This window comes from Ktedonobacterales bacterium, from assembly GCA_036557285.1.
In the GTDB taxonomy this organism is placed as follows: Bacteria; Chloroflexota; Ktedonobacteria; order Ktedonobacterales; family DATBGS01; genus DATBHW01.
The window spans coordinates 33,670-54,726 of record DATBHW010000064.1 but is presented as its reverse complement, the minus strand read 5'-3'; the positions used below and the strand labels follow the sequence as shown (position 1 = coordinate 54,726).

Here is a 21,057-nt window from a genome sequence, read left to right as displayed (position 1 = left end):
CATGAGTTCACAGGACACCGCCGCACCCGACGCCTCATCTAGCCATAATGGCAAAGGCGAACAGAACTACGGCAGGCTAGGGTTTTTTCTTTGCTGGGCCGTTGTCTTTGCCGACATTGGCACTTCGGTCTACTACGTACCTGGCATTCTCTACGGTCAGGTTGGCAAGCTTGCCGGTTTTTTTGTCTTCCTGACAATGGCCGTCTTCGTCCTCCTGACACTGAAATACTCTGAAGTGACCTATCGCTACCCACAGGGAGGGGGCGTCGTCACTGTTTCAGCAAACGCCATGAAGCCCTGGGTTGGCGCCCTGGGTGGCATGTTCATCCTGGTGGACTACTTCCTCACAGCAGCCATCAGCTCACTCTCAGGTCTCATCTACTTCAGTGTCGTAGCGCCTCATGTTGGTCCAATGGTGCTGCCGATAACTCTTATCGTACTGGCATTATTAGGGCTGCTAAACTGGTGGGGGATCAGCGAGAGCGCCATCGTCAGCGCCGTTGGCGCAGTTATCGCTTTTATCAGTGATATTGCCATCCTGATTGAAATATTCACTCATGAATCAATCCAGACAATCCTGAACACCATCCCCCTGATGTTCTCTGGAAAACCTCTAACAGGGTTGACGCTGTTGACAGGATTCGCCGGAGCCTTCCTGGCCTTTTCCGGTCTGGAGAGCATCTCACAGCTCTCTCCCGTCATGAAGATCCCTCGCAAACGCACCGGTAGGCTGGCACTTCTGCTGGTAGTCCTGACTATTGGCATCACCAGTCCACTTTTGACTCTCTTCTCTACAACCCTGCTCCAAAACGCAGCCAATGTAGACCCGAACCAATTCATCTCCCTTTTGGGTGGTAAATACAGCCAGGTATTGGGCATCGAAGTCGCCATTAGCGCCTCAGCACTCCTCATTTTTGCCAGCAATACGGCCATCATTGGAACCTATCATGTCTTCCTGGCGCTCTCGCGCATGCGCTTTTTCCCTAATTTCGTAGAACACCGCAGCGCCTGGCGAGGGACACCTCATTATTCTATTGCTCTCGCCACCGGCATTCCAATCCTGATCCTTATCGTCGTGCGGGGTGACATCATCATTCTGGGTGATATGTATGCCTTTGGTTTACTTGGCGCCTTCAGTCTGACCTGCCTCGGCCTGGACATTGTGCGCTCCCGTGAACGCCGACGGCACAAAGAAAGGGAAAGACTCAAGAAGCTGGCGCAGGCAGGAAATCTCAGCAATATAACCGGGCTACACCCTATCCTGCCGCAGACACAAAACCCAATAGTCGCCCCTGTTTCTACGCCCATATTTGTGCTTGGCATTGTCACAACAGCGATTGTTATACTCGCCTGGTCAACCAATCTTATCTTTAAAATCCCAGCCACAATTTTCGGGGGCAGTGTCACGATTGCCGGGTTGGGCATCGCATATTGGAATTATCAGCGCCTCGCAAAGCGGGGGCGGCCAATGGTCTACCCAACAGAAATCCACGCCCCTATCCCTGGTTCAGTACTTGCGGTATTACCTGACGCTTCAGAAGGGCGCGAAGCTGTGGCTCGCGCAGCATGTGCAGAGGCAGATGACAGGGCTATAGTCTTTGTCTATCGCGGCCAATCAACCCGCACCCAGGCTCCACGGCTCTTCGAGACTGTTGACCCCTACTTTGAAGACGAGCCAGCAAAGCAAGCCTTTGGTGAGGCGGAAAGCATCGCCCGCGAAAAGAACGTCAAACGCCATTACGTCTATCTTTCTAAAGCGCCTGATGCCATCTTCCAATTCTGGCAGATTTTGCGACCACGAGACACCATTATTGTGGACGAGGATAGCCAGATAGCACATACTCTGGCTCCTGATTTGGTTCGCCTCAGCCCCGGCCCTGGCGGGCAAGTCACGCACCTGATCAAGCGTTGGCAGAGTCCATCAACTGTTGGCATGTAGCCATACCATGCAAAACAAGCTATGGACGATTCCGCGCTCGTTGGGCGTGGTCTCCCCACGCCTGGCATGCTCTGTGCAGAAAACCCTCCTTATACGCACTCTCTTGCCTTTGGCAATCCATCTTCCTGGTAGCAAGCCAAATCAGGATCACAAGAGAGCGGCTACAGGTTTCCACAGTGTTCCACAGAAGAGCCAAAAAGGAGAAATCTGTTTATGGCGCATGCCTTCATAGAGGATGTAATTGAACAGCAGCAGTGGCTAGAGCCAACAGGCGACGCACTACAACAGGCGATTGGCAAAGTTGCCAGGCGCGAGGGGCCATCCCGTACCGTCAAAGATGCTCTACATGGGACGTGGCTCGGCCACCCCTTGCATCCCGCCTTGACAGACATCCCTCTTGGCTCCTGGAGCGCCTCACTGCTACTAGACGTATTCAGCCTGGGGGGTAATCGCAGTATCCAGCAAGGCGCTGATGCCACATTAGGAATTGGCCTGGGCGGCGCGCTTGCATCAGCCTTAACGGGCCTGGTGGATTGGCAAGAAACCTATGGACGCGAGCGACGAATAGGGCTGCTACACGGGCTGCTCAATACCACAGCACTGACGCTCTACACAGCCTCGCTGGTCCAGCGCAGGCGCAAACGGCGAGGCACGGGAATACTGCTATCTGCCCTGGGCTACGGCGCTGTCATTCTCGCCGGATACCTGGGCGGAGAACTTGTTTTCGTTCAGGGTACGGGCGTCAACCATGCTGCCTGGCTGGAAGCGCCAGAAGAGTTTACCTCAGTAATGGACGATGCCGCACTCCATCCTGATACACCAGCCCGCGTCATGGTTGGTACGACGCCAGTGATGCTCGTGCGGCGTGGCGGGAACATCTATGCCCTCACCGCTACTTGCACTCATGCAGGAGGACCACTCAATGAGGGAACACTTCAGGATACTCGGATCGTCTGCCCCTGGCATGGCTCCAAGTTTTCATTAGAAGATGGTCATGTCCAGGGTGGACCGGCAACGATAGATGAACCCTCTTTTGACGTTCGGATACGCAACGGCAAAATAGAAGTGCGAAAAACAGAAGGGCGTCCCTGACCAGCCCTCGTGAAGCGCCGAAAGATGACATCACAAACCAGGAGGGGAGGCGCCACAGAGCATAATGGCGCTTCCCCTCCTGGTCATCCTTGCTGAAATTACGTAGCCAGCAAACAGCAGTTAAACACTCAATCCATAGAGCGCGCCGAACTTTGCATTCGCATACTGCACAAAGTACTCTGGATTCAGCTCCTCCCCAGTCACCTTGCGCGCCACCTCGCCGGGCGAGTACACCTGACCATAAGCATACATATGCTCGCGCAGCCAGCTCAGGATAAAGCCTGTTCCCTCCGCCTCCAGACGCTGGTCATAATCTGGGAAGGTGCGGCGCAAGGTCTGATAGATTTGTGCCCCATACAGATTGCCCAGCGTATAGGTTGGGAAGTACCCAAGGAGCCACTCGACCAGTGAATATCCTGAAGAACACCCAGGGTATCCGTCGGCGGAGTTACCCCCAAATAATCCTGATACTTCTGGTTCCAGAGGCTGGGCAGATCGGCTACATCAATCTCTCCGTTAATCAGCCCCTGCTCCAACTCAAAGCGGATGATGATATGCAGGTTATAGGTTACTTCATCCGCCTCAACACGTATAAAGCTCGGCTTGACCTCGTTGAGCGCCGGAACCAACTCATCCACATGCCGATGGGCAAACGTGTCAGGGAAAGCCTGAGTCAGCAGGCCAAAATGATATTTCCAGAACGGCAGCGAGCGGCCAATATAGTTCTCCCACAGCCGCGACTCAGATTCATGCAGCCCCATCGAAGCGCCACCAGCCAGAACCGTTCGAGCCAGCGCAGGATCGCTGCCCTGCTCATAAACGCCATGACCGCCTTCGTGGATAGCTGCCATCAGCGCAGCCGGGAAGTATGTGGGGTCAACGCGAACAGTAACACGCACATCAAAAGGCGAGCCACCGCCCCCCGTGAACGGATGCGACGATTGATCCATGCGACCGGCATCAAAGCGATACCCCATTTTCTCCAGCACCTCTTTGCAGAGATCAAGCTGCCTGGCAGCATCGAAACTCCCATGTAAACAGTTGGTATCTATCTTGCGACCAGACTCCTGAATACGCCGCAAAAGATCAACTGTCGCATCGCGTACCCGGTCCAGAATGGGGTTGAGCGTATCAAGCGTCATACCAGGCTCATATTGGTCGAGCAGAGCGTTATAGGGGGAGCCGCGATACCCCAGGTGGTCGGCCACCTGGCGCATCAACTGCACCACCTTGCGCAGATGGGGCGCAAATGAGGCGAAGTCGTTGGCAGGTTTGGCTTGTTCCCAGGCGCCCCAGGCTTCTGATGTCGCCTCAGCGATTTCCCTGACCAGAGCAGCAGGGATTTTCGTAGCCTGATCGTAATTGCGCCGTACCAGCCGTACCATGCCACGATCCGCATCAGTATAGCCATTGCCCTGGATACGTTGCTCTAGCTGATCCAACAACTCACCAATACGCGGAGCCGTCTGACGCTCGTGCAGCAGTGCCTGGAAGGTAGCAAGTTGAGGGCCGCGTATCTGATTAGCTTGAGGGGGCATCTTGACCTGCTGATCCCACCCTACCAGGGAGAGCAGACTCCCGAGATCACAGATCTCCTGTGTTCGCTCAAAGAGTTCGTTGAGTTCGGCATCTGTTCGCGTAAAAGTCAGAACGTTGGACGTTGGCGCTGTCATTGTTCGCTCCTTTGAGGATAGATATGTGCTTACCCTACCACTCCGAGCTGATCATCTGCAAGCAGAAATAGACCGCAATTTGGTAGGAATGTTCGGTGTGGGGTATGCTATAAGAGAAGAGTCATATGCTCCCCGTATGCTCTTAGCCCTTAAAGGCTTTTTCCATACATGGTGTTTCTATTGTCTTTTATAGAGTCGGCTCGAAGCGAAGAGGAGGTATGGGCAGGCGTATAATCCGCTGCCGGCACGATTATACGCTCCGCATCCAGTGCGGCTGGCCCATAAGGAGCTATGCAGGCGCCTGCTTACGGTGAGATTGACGCCATCATTCATGCTATTCACGGCATGCCCTTTCAAGTGTTAGGCCCACACCTGACCGAACAAGATGGGACAGCTGGCCTGATCATTCGCGCGTTTCTGCCCCAGGCATCCAGCGAGGCAACCGTATCGGTAGAGATCGCAAAGCCTCCCAGAAAACGCCACCCCATGCGCCGCACTGCGCCCGAAGGGTTCTTTGAGGTGATGATTCCCAAGATTCGGCAAATCCCTGACTATCGTTTGATCATCGTTGAGCCAGATGGGCGAGAAATATCCCTTCGTGACCCGTATGCGTTTGAGCCATTGCTGACTGCTTATGACCTCCACCTGCTGGGCGAAGGTCAACATCATCAAAGCTACGAGAAGATGGGCGCACACCCCTGTGAGGTGAAAGGCGTCAAGGGCGTCGAGTTCGTCGTTTGGGCGCCCAACGCCCAGCGCGTCAGCGTCATCGGCGATTTCAATCAATGGGATGGACGGCGCCACCCCATGCAGAGGCGCAGCGATGGAGGCATCTGGGAACTGTTTATACCCGACCTTGGCGTCGGCGAGCGATACAAATACGCCCTCGTCTCAAACTTGCAGGGCTACTACACAGAGCGCGCCGATCCTTACGGCTTTGCTGCCGAACTGCGTCCAGGGACAGCTTCTGTTGTCTATGACCTGGGACAATACCAGTGGCGCGATGAAGACTGGCTTAGCGCGCGCCCAAAACACCAGTCGCTCGATGCTCCTCTGGCAATCTATGAAGTACATCTTGGTTCCTGGCGGCGTATACCCGAAGAGGGCCAGCGATTTCTCACCTATCGTGAACTGGCCGAACAGCTACCGGCCTACGTCCGAGAGATGGGTTACACCCATGTAGAGTTCCTTCCCATCACCGAACATCCCTTCGATGGCTCCTGGGGCTATCAACCCGTTGGCATGTATGCCCCCACCAGCCGCTTTGGCTCTCCCGACGAGTTTCGCATGCTGGTTGATGCCTGTCATCAGGCAGGCATTGGCGTCATCTTAGATTGGGTTCCCGCGCATTTTCCCAAAGACGGGCATGGCCTGGTCTACTTTGATGGCAGCCACCTCTATGAGCATGCTGATCCCCGTCAGGGCGAACATTCCGACTGGGGAACGATGATCTATAACTATGGTCGCAATGAAGTACGCAATTATTTACTAGCAAACGCCCTCTTCTGGCTAGAAAAGTACCACATTGACGGCCTGCGAGTGGACGCTGTTGCTTCAATGATCTATCTCGACTACTCACGCGAAGAAGGGCAGTGGATTCCCAACCGCTTCGGTGGGCGTGAGAATCTGGAAGCCATTGATTTTGTCAAACAACTGAACGAACTAACACATCATTATCACCCCGGTATCCTCACCATTGCCGAAGAATCAACGGCCTGGGCTATGGTCTCGCGGCCAACGTATGTTGGCGGGCTAGGCTTCAGTTATAAATGGAACATGGGCTGGATGCACGACCTGCTTGACTATTTTCAAGCTGACCCTATTTACCGACGCTACCGCCATGATCGCATCACCTTCTCGCTCATGTACGCCTTCTCAGAAAACTTTATTCTGCCGCTCTCACATGATGAAGTCGTGCATATGAAACGCTCACTGCTCGACAAAATGCCTGGCGACCTCTGGCAGAAATTTGCCAACCTTCGAGCACTCTATGCCTTTATGTACGGCCATCCTGGCAAAAAACTACTCTTCATGGGGGGCGAATTTGGGCAATGGCACGAGTGGAACTATCAGGCCAGTCTGGATTGGCATTTGTTGCAGTATGAATCCCACCAGAAGCTTCAACGCTTCGTACAAGACCTCAACCAACTCTACAGAAGCGAGCCATCGCTTTATGAGGTTGACACAGACTGGCAAGGATTTGATTGGATTGATTTCCGTGACGCTGATAACAGCGTCGTCGCTTTTCTCCGCAAAGCCAGGAATCAGGAGGACTTCCTCCTCTTTGCCTGCAACTTCACCCCGGTACCCCGCTACGATTATCGCCTTGGTGTCCCAATGCCAGGTCTCTATCAGGAGAGACTCAACAGCGATTCAGAACTTTACGGTGGATCAAACCTCGGCAACCTTGGCGGAATTCAAGCTGAGGGTATCCCCTCACACGCCCAACCCTGCTCGCTGACCTTAACCCTTCCGCCCCTGGCGGTAATCGTCATGAAACCAGAGCCACGCGCCAAAGTAGAAATCTGAATCAGGAGCAAGCAGTCTCTAAGAGAGAGACGAGCCGCCGTGTAGCCTGTCTGTTGACATCCCGGCGAGAACATTCCTATACTCAGCGGAGCTTTACGACTACGATAGTCAAAACAGACCACCAACGAATGTGGCCCAACCTTGGGGGAGCAAGTGACTGTGCAGAGCATGCTCTACGAGTATGAAGTATCCAAGCTGCGCACTGGCGCCAACTATGGAAATAGAGAACTCTTTAGCCGAGCCGACCAATACTCCAACCTCGCCGGACTCTGGTGCGCCGAAGACGACCAATTCTATTGCGGACGTTGGGCAATGCGCTACAGCGTTGATGAGCAGCCGATCCCAGCCGAACGCACCTTCTTTCGCGCCACACACCAGACAACCACCTATCATCTGAATGACATAGAAATCCAGCAGACCTATTTTGTTCCCCTCGGTGTCCCTGACCTGAAAGTCGCCTATACACTGGTTCGTCTGCGTAACTTTGGTGAGCAGCCGATCACTGTCAACATCCACCCTCACATTCAATACCCCTGGGTTATGCTGCCAGAGTTCAGCAAACTGCCAGATATGACTCAAAAAAATAAAAAAGTGCAATCGCGCCTTGAAGATGGTCTCGTCATCACCGAGACGCTGGGACACCCCAACGAGGTACGCATCTTAGGAACACCCTTGATGTCTCCACAGCAGAGTTCGTTCGACGCCCGAAGCGCCGACCTTCACTATCTCGTTGAAATTGAAGGGCGTGGTGAACTGGAGATTCCCTTCATCATGACTATTTCTGGTCAGGGGGTTGAAGACGCGCTTGCCCGCTATAAACAGAGTACAGATTATGCTGCGATCCTCGAAACCACCAATGCGACAGCCGAACAAATCATCGCCCGAAGCGATGTCCTGGTTCCCGATCCCATAATCAACCGGGCGGTCAGGTGGGCCAAAGTCAACATCCTCCGCGAAGAGAAGCTCTATCCTAATGGCTACGGCTTTACTAATGACCCACCCCAGGACATCCTCGTCGTGCGCGACGTCGCCTGGTTTAGCATTGGCTCCGACTACATTACCCCTCACTTCTCGCAAGGAATGCTCCGCTTAACCCAACAATACGGAGTAGAGGAAACCGGCCAATTAACCGAGTACCTGCTTGCTTGTGAAACTCCTCCTTCCACGAACGATTATGGCCTGAACATTAACGACGACACGCCTCTTTTCATCTTCGCCGTTCATCATCACTTTGCCCTCAGCGGCGACAAAGAGTTCCTGAAAGAGATGTACGAGACTGTCAAACGTGCCGCTGATTGGATTCTCGCTCAGCGGCGGGCAGGACTGGTCTGGTGTACCTCTGAAGAGTCTAACGCCTGGGGGATCGCCTCCTGGCGCAATATGATCCCCGAATATCAAATCAGCGGAGCCGTCACTGAAATCAACGCCGAATGTTATATGGCGCTGCGCTTGACAGGCCGTTGCTGTGAAGCAATGGGCGATCAAGACCTGGCTCAATCCTACTTAGAAGCGGCGCTTCAGTTGAAAGACGAGATCAACCGCCAGCTCGTATCTGAAGTGACCGGACTGTATGTACTCAACATTGATAACAACGGCAACAAGCGCCATCTCGTGACTGGCGACCTCATCTTCCCTGTCCTCTTTGGAGTAGCCGATGAGCGCATGCGTAAGACCATCCTGAACGTCCTCTACTCCCCTGAGTTCTGGACCGATTTCGGGGTTCGCACTGTTGGGCAACATGAACCCGAATATGATCCTGAGTTTGCCATGCGACTCCAGGGAGGCATATGGCCCAATCTCACAGCCTGGGTAGCCTATGGCAGCCGCCTGGACTACCCGGAAAAGATGATCGAGGCCATGCACAACATCTACCGCATCTCAGAGGTTCCTGTTCCCAAAGACTATAAGAACGTCGTCCCTGGCGCTTTCCCTGAGTGCTTGAATGGCGAAAACTTCCAGAGCCGAGGTATGGCGCAAAGCCCCTGGGTGGCTCCTACCTATCTCTGGCTCATCATTGATGGCTTATTGGGGGTACGCCCCGGAATTGATGCGTTACGCATCCAGCCCCACCTTCCAGAAGCCTGGCAATGGTGCGCAGTACGCAATATCCCCTGTTGGGGCGATAAATGCAGCTACTTTGTCTATAGCGGTATCTTATATACTGATCGCGCTGTAGACACGCCCTATCCCCAGGAGGTTTTTGAGCGCGATATTACTGACTGGCTGGAGTGCAATACCTATGTTCTTGGCTTCCAGCGCGGCAGTGAAATCGTGATTTTTGTCGGCGCCGATGAACGCCAGGGGGTGCAGTTGAAGGTCAAGACCCCACTGGTTGAAGCTGAGCAACGCCTTGAGTTCGTCCTCAATCCGAGCGAGGCACGCCTGATCAAATTGCTGGCAGCGCCTGCGACGCCCGCCAGCGCCAAAACAGTCGCAGAAGGGACAGCGAGTTTATCCTCAGAGAGTTCAACAACGTCTGAGGCGCTTCAAGAAACCTTTCAGGAGATAGAACCCGGCAAGGGGTAGAACAGCCAGTTCCCGGTTGAGGAATAGACGCTTCAATTCAATGAGGCGTGGGGATCATCGGAGGGGGGGCGAACCTGATTGGAGGAAAGCATGCGGCGCAAGATTTGTTCCTCCCGCTTGAGGATCGCAATCTCAAGCTCCAACCGCCCGGTAGTTGAAGTCAACTCTAACAACTGCTGCTTTTCGGGATCGCTCAGGTCCAGACAGTATCCAATTAAATAAGACAGCCCTTCTGCATCAGCGGGCAGATCAAGACGAAGTTGTTCTCTCCCTGCCACAGCCAGCATCACCCGGATATAGCGGCAAAAGAGATTGGCGGCTTTACGCTGCAACGCCTCAAGGGCTTCTGGCTCACTTTGTATATCCTCAAACTCCTCAACCAGCGCCATCAGGAAAGGCTGGTCGCGCCGTTCCTCCAGAATACGAAAACGCTTTTCGCCTTCAGTTAGCAGGTTAAAGCGCCCATCATCGAGCCGCTCGGCGGTCATAATCCGGGCCAGGGTGCCAACCTGATAGGGATGTTCTTCTCCCTGAGAACTGTCTGGCTGAACCAACACTACTCCAAACGGGCTTTTTTCCTCAAGGCAGCGGTGGATCATCAGACGATAGCGCGGCTCAAAGATGTGAAGTGGAAGCACCATCCCAGGAAAGAGAACCACATTGAGCGGAAATAATGGCAGCTCGAAAGATGATCCTCCCATGATTGCCTCCGACACAATGGGTAGTGGACCAACAGGAGTTCTGAAGGATGGCTCCATGCCTCTCCACACTATGGATTCTACTCTTTGAGAGTATTGTAGCGTCTTCCCAGGAGCGAATGGAAGATCATGAATCCTCAACTAAAGATGAATGCTTGATGAACCACAGAGAGTAGCTTACAATACCAATATGTGGAAAATCATCGGCCATCATCAAGTTCAAACCTTCTTTGAGCATGCTCAAAGCGCCGGACGCCTCAGCCATGCCTACTTACTCACCGGCCCAACCCATGTTGGCAAGCGAACGCTCGCGCTCGCCTTCGCCCAGGCGATCCTCTGCACCGCAGAACAGGCCAGCCCACCAGGGAGTCCCTGCGGCGTATGCCCCGCTTGCATGAAAGTGCAGAGCGCCTCCCACCCCGACCTGCGCATCATTCGGCCCGAAGATGGCAAGAAGACCCTAGGGATTGACCCCATCCGCGCATTAATCCTTGCAGCAGCCCTCCAGCCACAGGAAGGGCGACACAGCATCTTTTTGCTCCCAAATGCAGAACTGCTGTCGCTTGAGGCAGCAAACGCATTGCTAAAAACCCTGGAAGAACCAGCCTCGCACACCATGCTGCTTCTTACGGCTACCGACGAGCAGCTTCTGCCCACAACAATCGCCTCACGCTGCCAGATCGTACCCGTTGGGCTGGTCAGCGCCAATGAAATAGAGGCCGCCCTGATAACCCGGTGGAACATCGCCGCGAAACGCGCTCAGGAGCTAAGCATTCTCTCAGCAGGGCGACCTGGCTGGGCCATCGCCGCCAGCCAGCATCCAGAACTGGAAGAGCAGCGGGCCTCCTGGTTTCAGATCATGGCTACGCTCTGCGAGAGCGGCCCAACGCAGCGGATAAAGATCGCGGCAAAGTTGGCGCAGGAAACGGACACGCTTGCCGAATTACTCTCGGTCTGGGTATTCTGGTGGCGCGACGTGCTGCTTTCAAGCGAGGGCTACAATCTCCCCGCGAGCCAGGAGAACAAGAAACGAGAGCAGTATGTCAGGCTAGTACAGCCTGTTCTAGCCAGACAGATGATCGAGCATATTCAAGAAGCACTGCAACAACTTGAGCAAAACGCAAACCCCCGGCTTGTACTGGAAGCACTCTTGCTTGAGTTGCCCTCCTTCCGGCAAGAAGAAAAGATACCAACACAGCGGTAAGTGCTGATGAGGAAAACGCTATGTCTTACCCGGAGTTTCGCAACCAACTCGACAGCATACTTCGCAGCAAAAACCCGGAGGCTGTGCGCCAATTCTTAGTTGGGCAAGGCCAATGGGAAGAGGGCTTCCCTGGTGATGTCGAGCATGCCATGTGGATGATGATCGCTGGCAGCCCAACCCTTCAGAAACTTCACCCGGAAGCCCTGGACTGGCTGACGCAGCATGGCTACCAGGCTGAAGCTGAGATGCTGCGCGAACGCAGTAAAGCCCCCCTCAAAACATCATCCACACAACCGCGCGCCAAAGCAAGAGCCAGCACAAAAAAGCCACATGCCAAAAGCAAACGCACTGCCAGACCGAAACCTCAGCAGGATACATACACTCAGGATTGAGGTACGTGTCCGGGTTGTTCGCCTATTGCAGCCCGCTCCAATTCCTCCGGCTGAAGCAGCCCACTGGTAGCAAGCGCCATGAAGTCAGCCCGTTCCAGCGCCAGCAAATCCACTGGCGTCAGAGTACGCACCGTAGCCGCGCGCCGCGCGCGTCGCAGTAATGCCCGCTCGCCAAAATGATCGCCCTCTTTGATGAGCGCAAGACGCTCTTCCCCCCCAGCGCGTTTACGCACCGCTTCTAGCTGGCCCTTAAGCACGATATAAAAGCGTGTACCAATATCGCCTTCGCGGATCACCACCTGCCCTGGCTCGAAGTGCAGGCGCTGCACCATACTGGAGTGTTCTACCTGAAGCCGCACAATATCGCGTGGGAGCAGAAAATCAAGCGTCCAATCCGCCGCCACGCGCAAACGCCGCTCCATCGTAGGCAGTTTAGAGAGATAGACAAACCGCCACAGAGACCAGGCAATAAAGCCAGAAAGCTTGATACCAAAAACCTGGGCAACCGCCGATCCACGCCCCAATGAGGCAAGCTGCCCCAATCCACCAAACTTAAAAGCCCGCTTCGGTTTCTCGGTAATCGTCGCCAGAACATTCCAGGCCAAAAAGCGCGCCTGACGAATAGCATACTGCGCCGTTGGAGGGCAGCGTCCTCCAGTCGTAACATCGGGCACCGAAGCATTATCCCCTAGCGCAAACACACCAGGGCAATCGGGAACCTCAAGAAACTCATTTGTAATAACGGCTCCTCGTTGATCGCGCTGACAGGGCAGAGCCGCCAATAACGGGTGAGGCACGTTCCCGATAGTAGCTATCAAAGTCCGGGTGGGAATGCGCTCATCGGTGGCAAGAATAGCCTCATCAGGCGTCAAGGCTTTCAGCCGCGTATTGACGCGCACCTCAATGCCCTTCTTTGCTAATTTCTTGGTAGCGAAAACTGCCAGGCTCTCTTTCACTTCCGGCAGAATACGCTCAGGCCCCTGGATCAGCAGCTTGCGCGGCTCCTGTGGCTCAATATTATGATAGTTTGGCAAGGCATCGTGAATGAGATCAGATAATTCCGCCATAACCTCGACGCCTGAAAATCCCCCACCGGCTACAATAAAGGTCAGCAGCTTGCGCCGCTCCTCCGGGTCGCTCTCTGCGTCGGCTTTTTCCAGCATATCCACCAGATGATTACGCAGGTAAAAAGCGTCGCCCACCGTCTTTGCCAGCAGAGCGTGTTCGCTCATGCCGGGCATACGCGAAAGATCGGTGATCGCCCCCAGCGCCAGCACCAGATAATGAAAACGCACAATCTCGCGTCGGTTCTCGAAACCGAGATCAACCGTCACCTGCCGATTATCCAGATCGATCTGCTCAACCGACCCCGTATAAAACGTCACGCCAGGACTCATGCGCCGAGTCGGCACCAGCACGTGCTGTGTTTCGATACTGCCAGAAACGAGTTCAGGGAGCATCGGATGGAAGAGAAAAAAATTGTCCTGGCTGATCAGGCTGATATGAATATCGCGGCGGCGTTTGACCAGCTTCTGCAATTCCATCGCCGTATAGGCGCCTGCAAATCCACCACCCAGAATCAAAACTTCTTTCTGGGCCGTCCCTACCAACCGAAAGGTGGTATCACCAACAGAAATCAAGTCGCCAGGGATGAGCGGAGTTCTACCATCAATCCTGCGACCATTCACAAACGTTCCATCCGTCGAATGCAGATCAAGAATGGTTGCCCGGCCCCGCCAGACAACAATCGCAGCATGCTGGCGAGAAACGCGAGGGTCAGCCACTCCAATCTCACCAGGCTTACTGGCCGCTTCACCCTGTCGGACGCGCACCAGCGTCCACTTGCCATCTGGCAAATGTTGGCGATACTGCGGATAGCCATCAAGCACCAGAGCTAGATCACCTGTCACCGTCGTCCTCCTCTCGTGGATGCCGCTTGCAGCGCCACCTGGGAGGCGGCGCTGCAAGTAATCACTTTTCCTTCTGGCTCTATTGTACAGGAGAAGGTCGGCTTCCGCCTTGGTAAAATACTGTATTTTTCGGCGCTAGATGTCCCTCACCGACTTATCCAGCGGGCGCCTCTTGCGCCAGGGCGCGACGCAAGAGAGGATCAGGGCAAAGGCTAGGAAACTTCCGGGCGTAGCAGACCATGCAGTAATCTCCCTCATCCTCGTCTTCTTCGCTAACCCCATAGTACGTGATCGTATGCGGATCACAGGCCCAATGCCCACAAGGGCGCAGTTTCGCCTCATCACGATGCGGCAAAGCATGCGGAAACGCTTCAATGTAACAGATCGCCTCGGCCATCAGTCCTCTCCATCTCTCTAAAAATGAACCTCGGTTAGCGGTTCGAGGTCGGCTCGTGGTTGCTCTGGGCGACATGCGCCCAAAACTCCAGCAAATCGCTTTTTGCAACCACCCCCTGAAGCCGCTGCGCATCGTGGACAGCAACGGCGGGGTGGCCGCTGGCAAAGAGCGTGTAGGCTTCGTGTACGCTGGCCGTCTCCTGAAGCGATGGCAATGGCGCTCCCTGCCAATCGGCAACTGTTCGGCCAAAAATCTCCTCGCCAGCGGCGACATGCTGGAGTAATTGGGTCTCGGTCAGGCTACCAACCACCTGCCCATCAGCAATCACCGGAAGCTGCGAGATGCCATAGCGGTGCAGGCGCTCGATTGCCACCGTAATAGGCTCTTGTGGCCCTATACTCACCAGCATAGGCATCCCAGGATTCGATTGCCGTCGGAAGGCCAGGACATCTGCCAGGGCAGCAGTCGGGGCTGGCTCCATCAAGCCATTCTCGCGCAGCCACGTATCATTGTAGAACTTCGAGAGATAGCCGCGCCCGGTATCTGGCAAGAGAACGACGAGTACATCCTCAGGCCCTAGCCGTTTGCCATATTCCAAAGCAGCCCCCAGGGCCGTTCCTGCCGACCCTCCCGCAAGAATCCCTTCTTCTCGCGCCAGCCGACGCGCCAGTTGGAACGAAGTGCGATCATCAACTCGTATCACCTCATCAACCAGTTCCGGCGCGTAGTTTTCCGGGAACGCATCAGTACCAATCCCCTCCACTTTATAGGGCCGGGGCGTATCACCAGAATAGATAGACCCGGCTGGATCAGCTCCAATCACCCGTATCTTTGGGTTCTGCTCTTTTAGATAGCGCGCCGTCCCCGTAATAGTGCCTGCGGTCCCGATCCCTGCAACAAACGCCGTGATCCTCCCATCGGTGGCCTCCCACAATTCTGGCCCCGTCGTCGCGTAATGCGCCGCTGGATTCGCTGGATTCGCATACTGGTCCGGGCTACAAGCGCCTGGGATCTCTTTTGCCAGCCGCGCAGCAACATTTCGATAGCTTTCCGGCGAATCAGAGGGGACACTGCTGGGGCAGATAATCACCTCGGCCCCCAGGGCGCGAAGAAGGCTGCGTTTTTCTTCGCTCACCTTATCGGTCATCACAAACAGGCAGCGATACCCCTTGATCGCTGCCGCAATAGCAAGCCCGGTTCCAGTATTGCCACTGGTAGGTTCAACAATCGTGCCGCCTGGCTGAAGCAGTCCAGCACGCTCGCACGCTTCTATCATCTTCACACCAATGCGGTCTTTCACGCTCCCACCAGGGTTGAACATCTCGCATTTACCCAGCACCAAAGGCGCCAGGTTATGGGCAATGCGCGGCAACCGCACCAGAGGAGTATGCCCGATTGTCTCAAGGATAGACTCATAATATTGCATCTATCGTACCAGTCCTGCCTCCAGCAAGCCTGTTGTCGGCTTGCCAGCCCTTTCATCGCTGGAACGCCCAGGGCCAAACGTTCCTGGGCAGCAACACTGCTGTTATCAGCGAGCCGCCTCGCCACACTGCGAGCGGCTGCCTGTACCATACTACACACGTCAAGGCAGAAAAGCCTATGATTCGGTCCTGACGCTTTACCACTGCTGCCTTTTCCAGTTTCAGCATCCCCGACAAAGCTACTGGTGAACATCCCTGGACAGAAACTGTACCTCTCCAATCGTCCATTGTTCGGCATCATGCTCCCCCATATCCCCGGCGCGCTTGTCTTTCGCCTCACCAGCAGCAGCCTCTAATCGTAAAAGATCAGGGGGTAAAGTAGTTCGGCGCAAGGTAAATGTCCCGCGCAGGTCTGCATACACCAGAGTACGCACCAGCGAAAGCCCCAATCCCTCTGAAGTCTCAGCGTCAAATCCTGCTGGCAAGCCCGGCCCATCATCAGCAAGCGAAAGTGTCACCAAGCCAGCCTCCTGAGAAACGGCTATAAGAATACTACCTTCGCTGCGCCCCATAAAGCTGTGCTTGAACACATTCGAGACCAGTTCATTAAGCACCAGGGCAAGAATGGTGGCTTGCCGAGAAGGTACCCAGATGGTGTCAGCAGAGACATGCAGCCGCAAGTGAAACTCCGGCGGCGCCAGATTTGCGCTAACGATCACTGCAATTTTGCGAGCAATCTCCTCAACGGTTGCCATCCCTACATCCTCACGAGAAAGCAGATCATGGGTGGCTGCAATGCCCTGAATGCGATTCACGCTCTCTGCCAGCAAATGAGCTACCGCCGGTGATTTCGTATGGCGCTGCTGCAAAGAGAGGATTCCCGCCACCGTCTGAAGATTATTTTTCACGCGATGGTGCATCTCCTGGAGGAGCAACGATTTGCTCGCCAGGCCGCGCCGGGTTTCCTCATACAGCCGCGCATTCTCGATAGCAACAGTCGCTTCATTCGCAAACGTAATCACTAATTGCATCTGCTCATAACTCAGTGAATAGCGTTGGCCGCTGAAAACACTAATCACGCCACGTATCTTCCCTCTGCTCTTAAGCGGCACACACAACACACTCTGAATATCAGGAAGCAATTCCGGCGATGTATGCAAAAAGCACCCGGCATCAGTGTGCATGCACCCGACTGAGGTAAGTGGCTCCCCGTTCTGCACTGCTCGGCCAGCGCAACATTGACCAACTTTAATGGCAGTCCAGCCAGGCTCCGGATTCTCCAGCCCATAGCTCACCAGCAAGCGCATCTCCTGCATCTGCTCATCCAACTCGAAAATAGCCGAGCGTTCCGCCCCGCTCAAATGCACAGCCTGCATAGCAATCGTTTGCAGAACCTCTTCCAGGTCCAATGTTGAGGCGATGATGGCAGAAACACGGTGCAGCGTGCTCAATTCATGCACCTTGCGCCGCAGCTTCTCGTCGGTTTGCTCATAGAGCCGTCCATTTTCGATATTCATCGCAAGCTGGCCTGCCACCACTTCCAAAAAACCCACTTCTTCCGGCGTGAACTCGCGTGGCTCGCGCGTCTGGACACTCATCACCCCCTCCAACTTCTCGACCGTGAAGAAGATGATGGGCAGCGAGAGTAAACCATGATACTCTGGTGAATAAGCCTCAGCTTCGTAGGCAAAACGATCATCAGCGCAGGCGTCCGCAACAATCAAGGGTTGGCCTTTATCCGCTACCCAACCGCTGTATCCCTCGCCCATACGCAGCGAAAAATGATCCCCTTCATGTGGGCGCGGACCATTGGTAGCGCGCAAAATGAGTTCACGGCGAGCTTCATCATACAGGAAAATGGAGCAGAGGTCCGCCTGTATCTCCTCAGCCACAGCGCGCGCGCTGAGCTGCAAGGTCTGGTCCAGGTCAAGGCTTGAATTAGCGGCGGCATTCACTCGCTGAATTGCAGCCAGGCGAGTCATACCACGAGAGGCGCGCTCATGCTCCTCACGCGCCAACTGCTCTGCCACGTATTGATAGCCGCGCGCCAGGGCAACCATAATCTGAGCCAGCACAGCGCGCAGGCGGCTCTGCACCTGTGCGTGCTGCTCCGCTTCCTTACGTAGAAGATCATCCAGCGCCAGACCGAGAACATCCGCGTATCCCTGAAGCCCTTGCAAACGTGTCTCCAGCTTGCCACCATGTTCTGCCAGGCGCTGACCTGATCGCTCAAAGCGCGGAAGATAGGGAGTAATATCGTCCGCACTCAATGCCTCTAAGAGAAGGTGAGCATCGCTCCCTTCTTCGGGCGCTGCGCCATCCCCGCTCCAATCGCGCAGTTGGCTCAGCAGCCAGTCAAAATGAGGAGTTAAGATATTACTTACCGATAGCACCATAGCAATGACCACCAGCCTGAAGAGAACCAACAGAGGATGCTCATATCTCTTCATTCTATGAGGCGTGCAGGCTGGTGTCAACAATCATCCAGCCAGGCACATTGACAGGCAAGAACGTATGCAGGTAAAATATGCCAGTCTCTTGGCGTATCAAAACTAGCTTTAGCCTCTTAACCTATCGTATGGGACTGGGTTCATAAAATGATCTATCTACATGACCTGTTAGAAATGACCAGCGCGACGCTGCGATTTCCTGGGCGAACCGCTGAGTTTCCTGCATTTGCCCATGACTCCAGGCAGATAGCCCCTGGTGAGTTATTTATCGCTGTCCGTGGGGAACACCGCGACGGACACGACTTCATCGAAGAGGCCATTCAACAGGGCGCAGCGGGTGTCGTTGCTGAGTTCGAGCGATTTCGTGGCTACGAAACCCTCCATACACATATCGCTGATCGTATGCAACAGCAAGGCGTCGCGCTCATCCTGGTCAAAGATAGCCGCGCTGCCCTGCGTGCCTATGCGCATGGCATCCTTCGCCAGTGGCGTCCGCGCGTTATTGCTGTGACTGGCAGCGTCGCAAAAACAACCACAAAAGAAGCCATCGCCGCCATTCTGCAACCGTTCTTCCCCACCTTCAAGAGCTGGCGCAATTATAATGACTCGCTCGGATTGCCGTTATCGCTAGGCCGTCTGGAGCCGCGCCACCAGATAGCGGTCCTCGAACTAGGCTGCGATCATCTCGGAGAGATCGCCGCCCTGTGCGAGCTTATCCAGCCGTCTATCGGCGTTGTCCCTCATGTGAGCCACACGCAGCTTCAATATTTTGGAAGCATCGAACACTATGCCCAGGAACTGGCGACGCTTCCTCGCAATCTCCCGCCTGATGGTTTCGCCATCCTCAACGAGGCCAATCCCTATACCCTCGCCATGTCGGCAGAAACCCAGGCCACGCCCCTGCTGTTCAGTCGCAGTGCCGCGCGGGATGCACGTCTCCATGCCCTCTGCCTGGGAGCCAGGCAACTACGAGACGGCCTGGAGGCAACGTTTGCTTTTCGCCCGCTGCCAACTGCTCGGCAGTACAAAGAAACACAGCAGCCCCCGCGCACCTATAGATTCAGGAGACTCACCGGCACGCATTGGGTAGAAAGTATTCTGGCAGCCATCACAACAGCGTTCGCCCTTGGTATCGATCCCCACGCCGCAGCAGAACTGCTGGAAGATTTCGCGCCGCTCCCTGGCAGGTCACGCTTGCTGGCCGGTATTGATGAAAGCCTCTTGTTGGACGATACCCACAACGCGGCTCCAGCCGCTGTCGAAGCCGCCATTCAGACCCTGGGCGACCTCAAAAATCTCTATCCACGCGGCTCCAGCATTGCCGTTTTAGGTGATATGTTTCGCCTGGGAAACTATGAGATGGCGGCGCATCAGCGCATTGGCACACAGGTAGCCCAGGTAGCAGATCGCCTGATTACACAAGGCACACGCGCTGCGCTCATCGCCCAGGAGGCGCGCCAGAATGGCATGGCCTCTGACGCCATTGATGTGACATACAGTGCCGAAGATGCCGCCCAGGTGGTCAGAAAGCGTCTGGAGGAACTGGCCGAAGCAGAAAATCAGGCTATCGTACTCATCAAAGGTTCAGAAGAGATGCGCATGGAGCGCGTGACAGAGCGGTTGTTAGCTCAACCGGAAGAAGCGGCCCATAAACTGGACCGTCAGACGCTGGCCTGGAAACAGATCATCAGGATGCGCCCTGACCGCCCAACCTGGGTTGAGATTGATCTGAGCGCCATCGGCGCAAACTGCCAACAGATAAAACGCTTGATCGGCCCCGGCGTTGAACTCCTGGCAAGCCTGAAAGCCGACGCTTACGGACATGGCGCGCTGCACGTGGCACAAACTGTGCTGCATAATGGGGCATCGCGTCTTGGAGTTGCCACCCTCAGCGAAGCAGCGCCCTTGCGGCAGGCTGGCATTACCGCTCCAATCTTGATCTTTGGCTATCTGCCTCCCTGGCAAATGCGCGAGGCAGTGCGGCTCGGTGTCACTGCGACCATCTATTCGCTGGAAGGGGTCCAGGCTCTGTCGCAAGCCGCCCAATCGCTCGGAACAGAAGCCTATGCGCATCTCAAGATTGACAGCGGCATGGGACGTTTGGGCATGCGCGCTGAGGACCAACAGAGCATTTTGCGCGTAGCCGCTGAGGCGCACAACCTGCCGGGAATAACGTTGGAGGGCATCTTTACTCATTTTGCCTGCGCCGACAGCGCCGATCAAACACACTGCCGCCTCCAGTTAGCGCGCTTCAGCCAGGTATTAGCAGCGTTAGAAGAAGCCGGGCTGCGGCCTCCGGTAATACATGCGGCCAACAGCGCGGCAACGCTCACTCTGCCAGAGACGCACTTTGGCATGGTCCGTGTAGGCACAGCACTCTATGGGCTGCACCCATCTGATGAGGTACGTCTCTCCGAAGGATTCCAACCTGCGCTCAGTTTCAAGACGCAAATTGCGCAGGTCAAGGATATTCCTGCTGGCGAATGTATCAGCTATGGCTGTACCTTTGTGACGCCCACCGAGATGCGTATCGCTGTCATTCCAGTAGGCTACGCCGATGGTTTCCGGCGAGCGCCGTCACACTGGGGCGAAGTATTGGTTCGAGGCAAGCGCGCCCCGGTAATTGGGCGCGTCTGTATGGACCAGTCTATGATTGATGTCAGCGACATTCCCGGCGTGACTACCGGCGACGAAGTAGTCCTGATTGGGCAGCAAGGAGAGCAGACGCTAACAGCCGAAGCCGTCGCCGCGCGGCTAGGTACGATTAACTACGAAGTGGTCTCGGAGATTCTCGCCCGTGTTCCCAGAGTCAATTAGGATGTG

At 55.1% G+C, this 21,057-nt stretch carries 13 protein-coding genes; 7 read left to right on the top strand and 6 right to left on the bottom strand.

Annotation, left to right across the window (positions count from 1 at the left end; all coding sequences use genetic code 11):
• Position 1: 1 nt before the first annotated feature.
• Entirely contained in the window at positions 2–1,939 is a 1,938-nt protein-coding gene (locus VH599_18780) for an APC family permease (GenBank protein HEY7350367.1), read from the top strand.
• 213 nt (positions 1,940–2,152) lie between these two features.
• Positions 2,153–3,031 carry a Rieske 2Fe-2S domain-containing protein gene (locus VH599_18775; GenBank protein ID HEY7350366.1) on the top strand — a complete coding sequence of 293 codons (879 nt, stop codon included), beginning with the start codon at positions 2,153–2,155 and terminating at the stop codon, positions 3,029–3,031.
• A gap of 269 nt (positions 3,032–3,300) precedes the next feature.
• Here the strand turns inward: VH599_18775 and VH599_18770 are convergent, their stop codons facing one another.
• Entirely contained in the window at positions 3,301–4,704 is a 1,404-nt protein-coding gene (locus tag VH599_18770; protein HEY7350365.1) for a carboxypeptidase M32, read from the bottom strand.
• Positions 4,705–4,995: 291 nt separating this feature from the next.
• On the opposite strand from VH599_18770, the gene glgB reads away from it, so the two are divergent.
• Both glgB and VH599_18760 read left to right on the top strand, forming a co-directional pair.
• Entirely contained in the window at positions 4,996–7,233 is a 2,238-nt protein-coding gene (gene glgB / locus VH599_18765) for a 1,4-alpha-glucan branching protein GlgB (GenBank protein HEY7350364.1), read from the top strand.
• A 168-nt stretch (positions 7,234–7,401) separates the two neighbouring features.
• On the top strand, positions 7,402–9,759 hold the full coding sequence (locus VH599_18760; GenBank protein HEY7350363.1) for an amylo-alpha-1,6-glucosidase: 2,358 nt from the start codon (positions 7,402–7,404) through the stop codon (positions 9,757–9,759).
• A 32-nt stretch (positions 9,760–9,791) separates the two neighbouring features.
• On the opposite strand, the gene VH599_18755 is transcribed toward VH599_18760, so the two are convergent.
• Positions 9,792–10,460 carry an LON peptidase substrate-binding domain-containing protein gene (locus VH599_18755; GenBank protein ID HEY7350362.1) on the bottom strand — a complete coding sequence of 223 codons (669 nt, stop codon included), beginning with the start codon at positions 10,458–10,460 and terminating at the stop codon, positions 9,792–9,794.
• A gap of 148 nt (positions 10,461–10,608) precedes the next feature.
• On the opposite strand from VH599_18755, the gene VH599_18750 reads away from it, so the two are divergent.
• Entirely contained in the window at positions 10,609–11,661 is a 1,053-nt protein-coding gene (locus VH599_18750) for a hypothetical protein (GenBank protein HEY7350361.1), read from the top strand.
• Between the two features lie 20 nt (positions 11,662–11,681).
• Positions 11,682–12,053, top strand: coding sequence for a hypothetical protein (locus VH599_18745; protein ID HEY7350360.1), 372 nt, complete (start codon positions 11,682–11,684; stop codon positions 12,051–12,053).
• Here the strand turns inward: VH599_18745 and VH599_18740 are convergent.
• From VH599_18740 to VH599_18725, 4 genes are all read right to left on the bottom strand, one after another.
• A complete protein-coding gene (locus VH599_18740) occupies positions 12,044–13,963 on the bottom strand; it encodes an FAD-dependent oxidoreductase (protein HEY7350359.1) in 1,920 nt (639 codons plus the stop codon). The two genes, VH599_18745 and VH599_18740, sit on opposite strands and share 10 nt — an antisense overlap.
• Positions 13,964–14,117: 154 nt before the next feature.
• Positions 14,118–14,360 (bottom strand): hypothetical protein, encoded by a 243-nt coding sequence (locus VH599_18735; GenBank protein HEY7350358.1) that lies wholly within the window; start codon positions 14,358–14,360, stop codon positions 14,118–14,120.
• Between the two features lie 34 nt (positions 14,361–14,394).
• Positions 14,395–15,786, bottom strand: coding sequence for a cystathionine beta-synthase (locus VH599_18730; GenBank protein ID HEY7350357.1), 1,392 nt, complete (start codon positions 15,784–15,786; stop codon positions 14,395–14,397).
• Between the two features lie 237 nt (positions 15,787–16,023).
• On the bottom strand, positions 16,024–18,210 hold the full coding sequence (locus VH599_18725; protein HEY7350356.1) for a GAF domain-containing protein: 2,187 nt from the start codon (positions 18,208–18,210) through the stop codon (positions 16,024–16,026).
• A 171-nt stretch (positions 18,211–18,381) separates the two neighbouring features.
• Here VH599_18725 and alr point away from each other — a divergent pair, with 171 nt between their 5' ends.
• Positions 18,382–21,051, top strand: a complete 2,670-nt coding sequence (gene alr / locus VH599_18720) for an alanine racemase (GenBank protein ID HEY7350355.1) — start codon at positions 18,382–18,384, stop codon at positions 21,049–21,051.
• Positions 21,052–21,057: the final 6 nt, after the last annotated feature.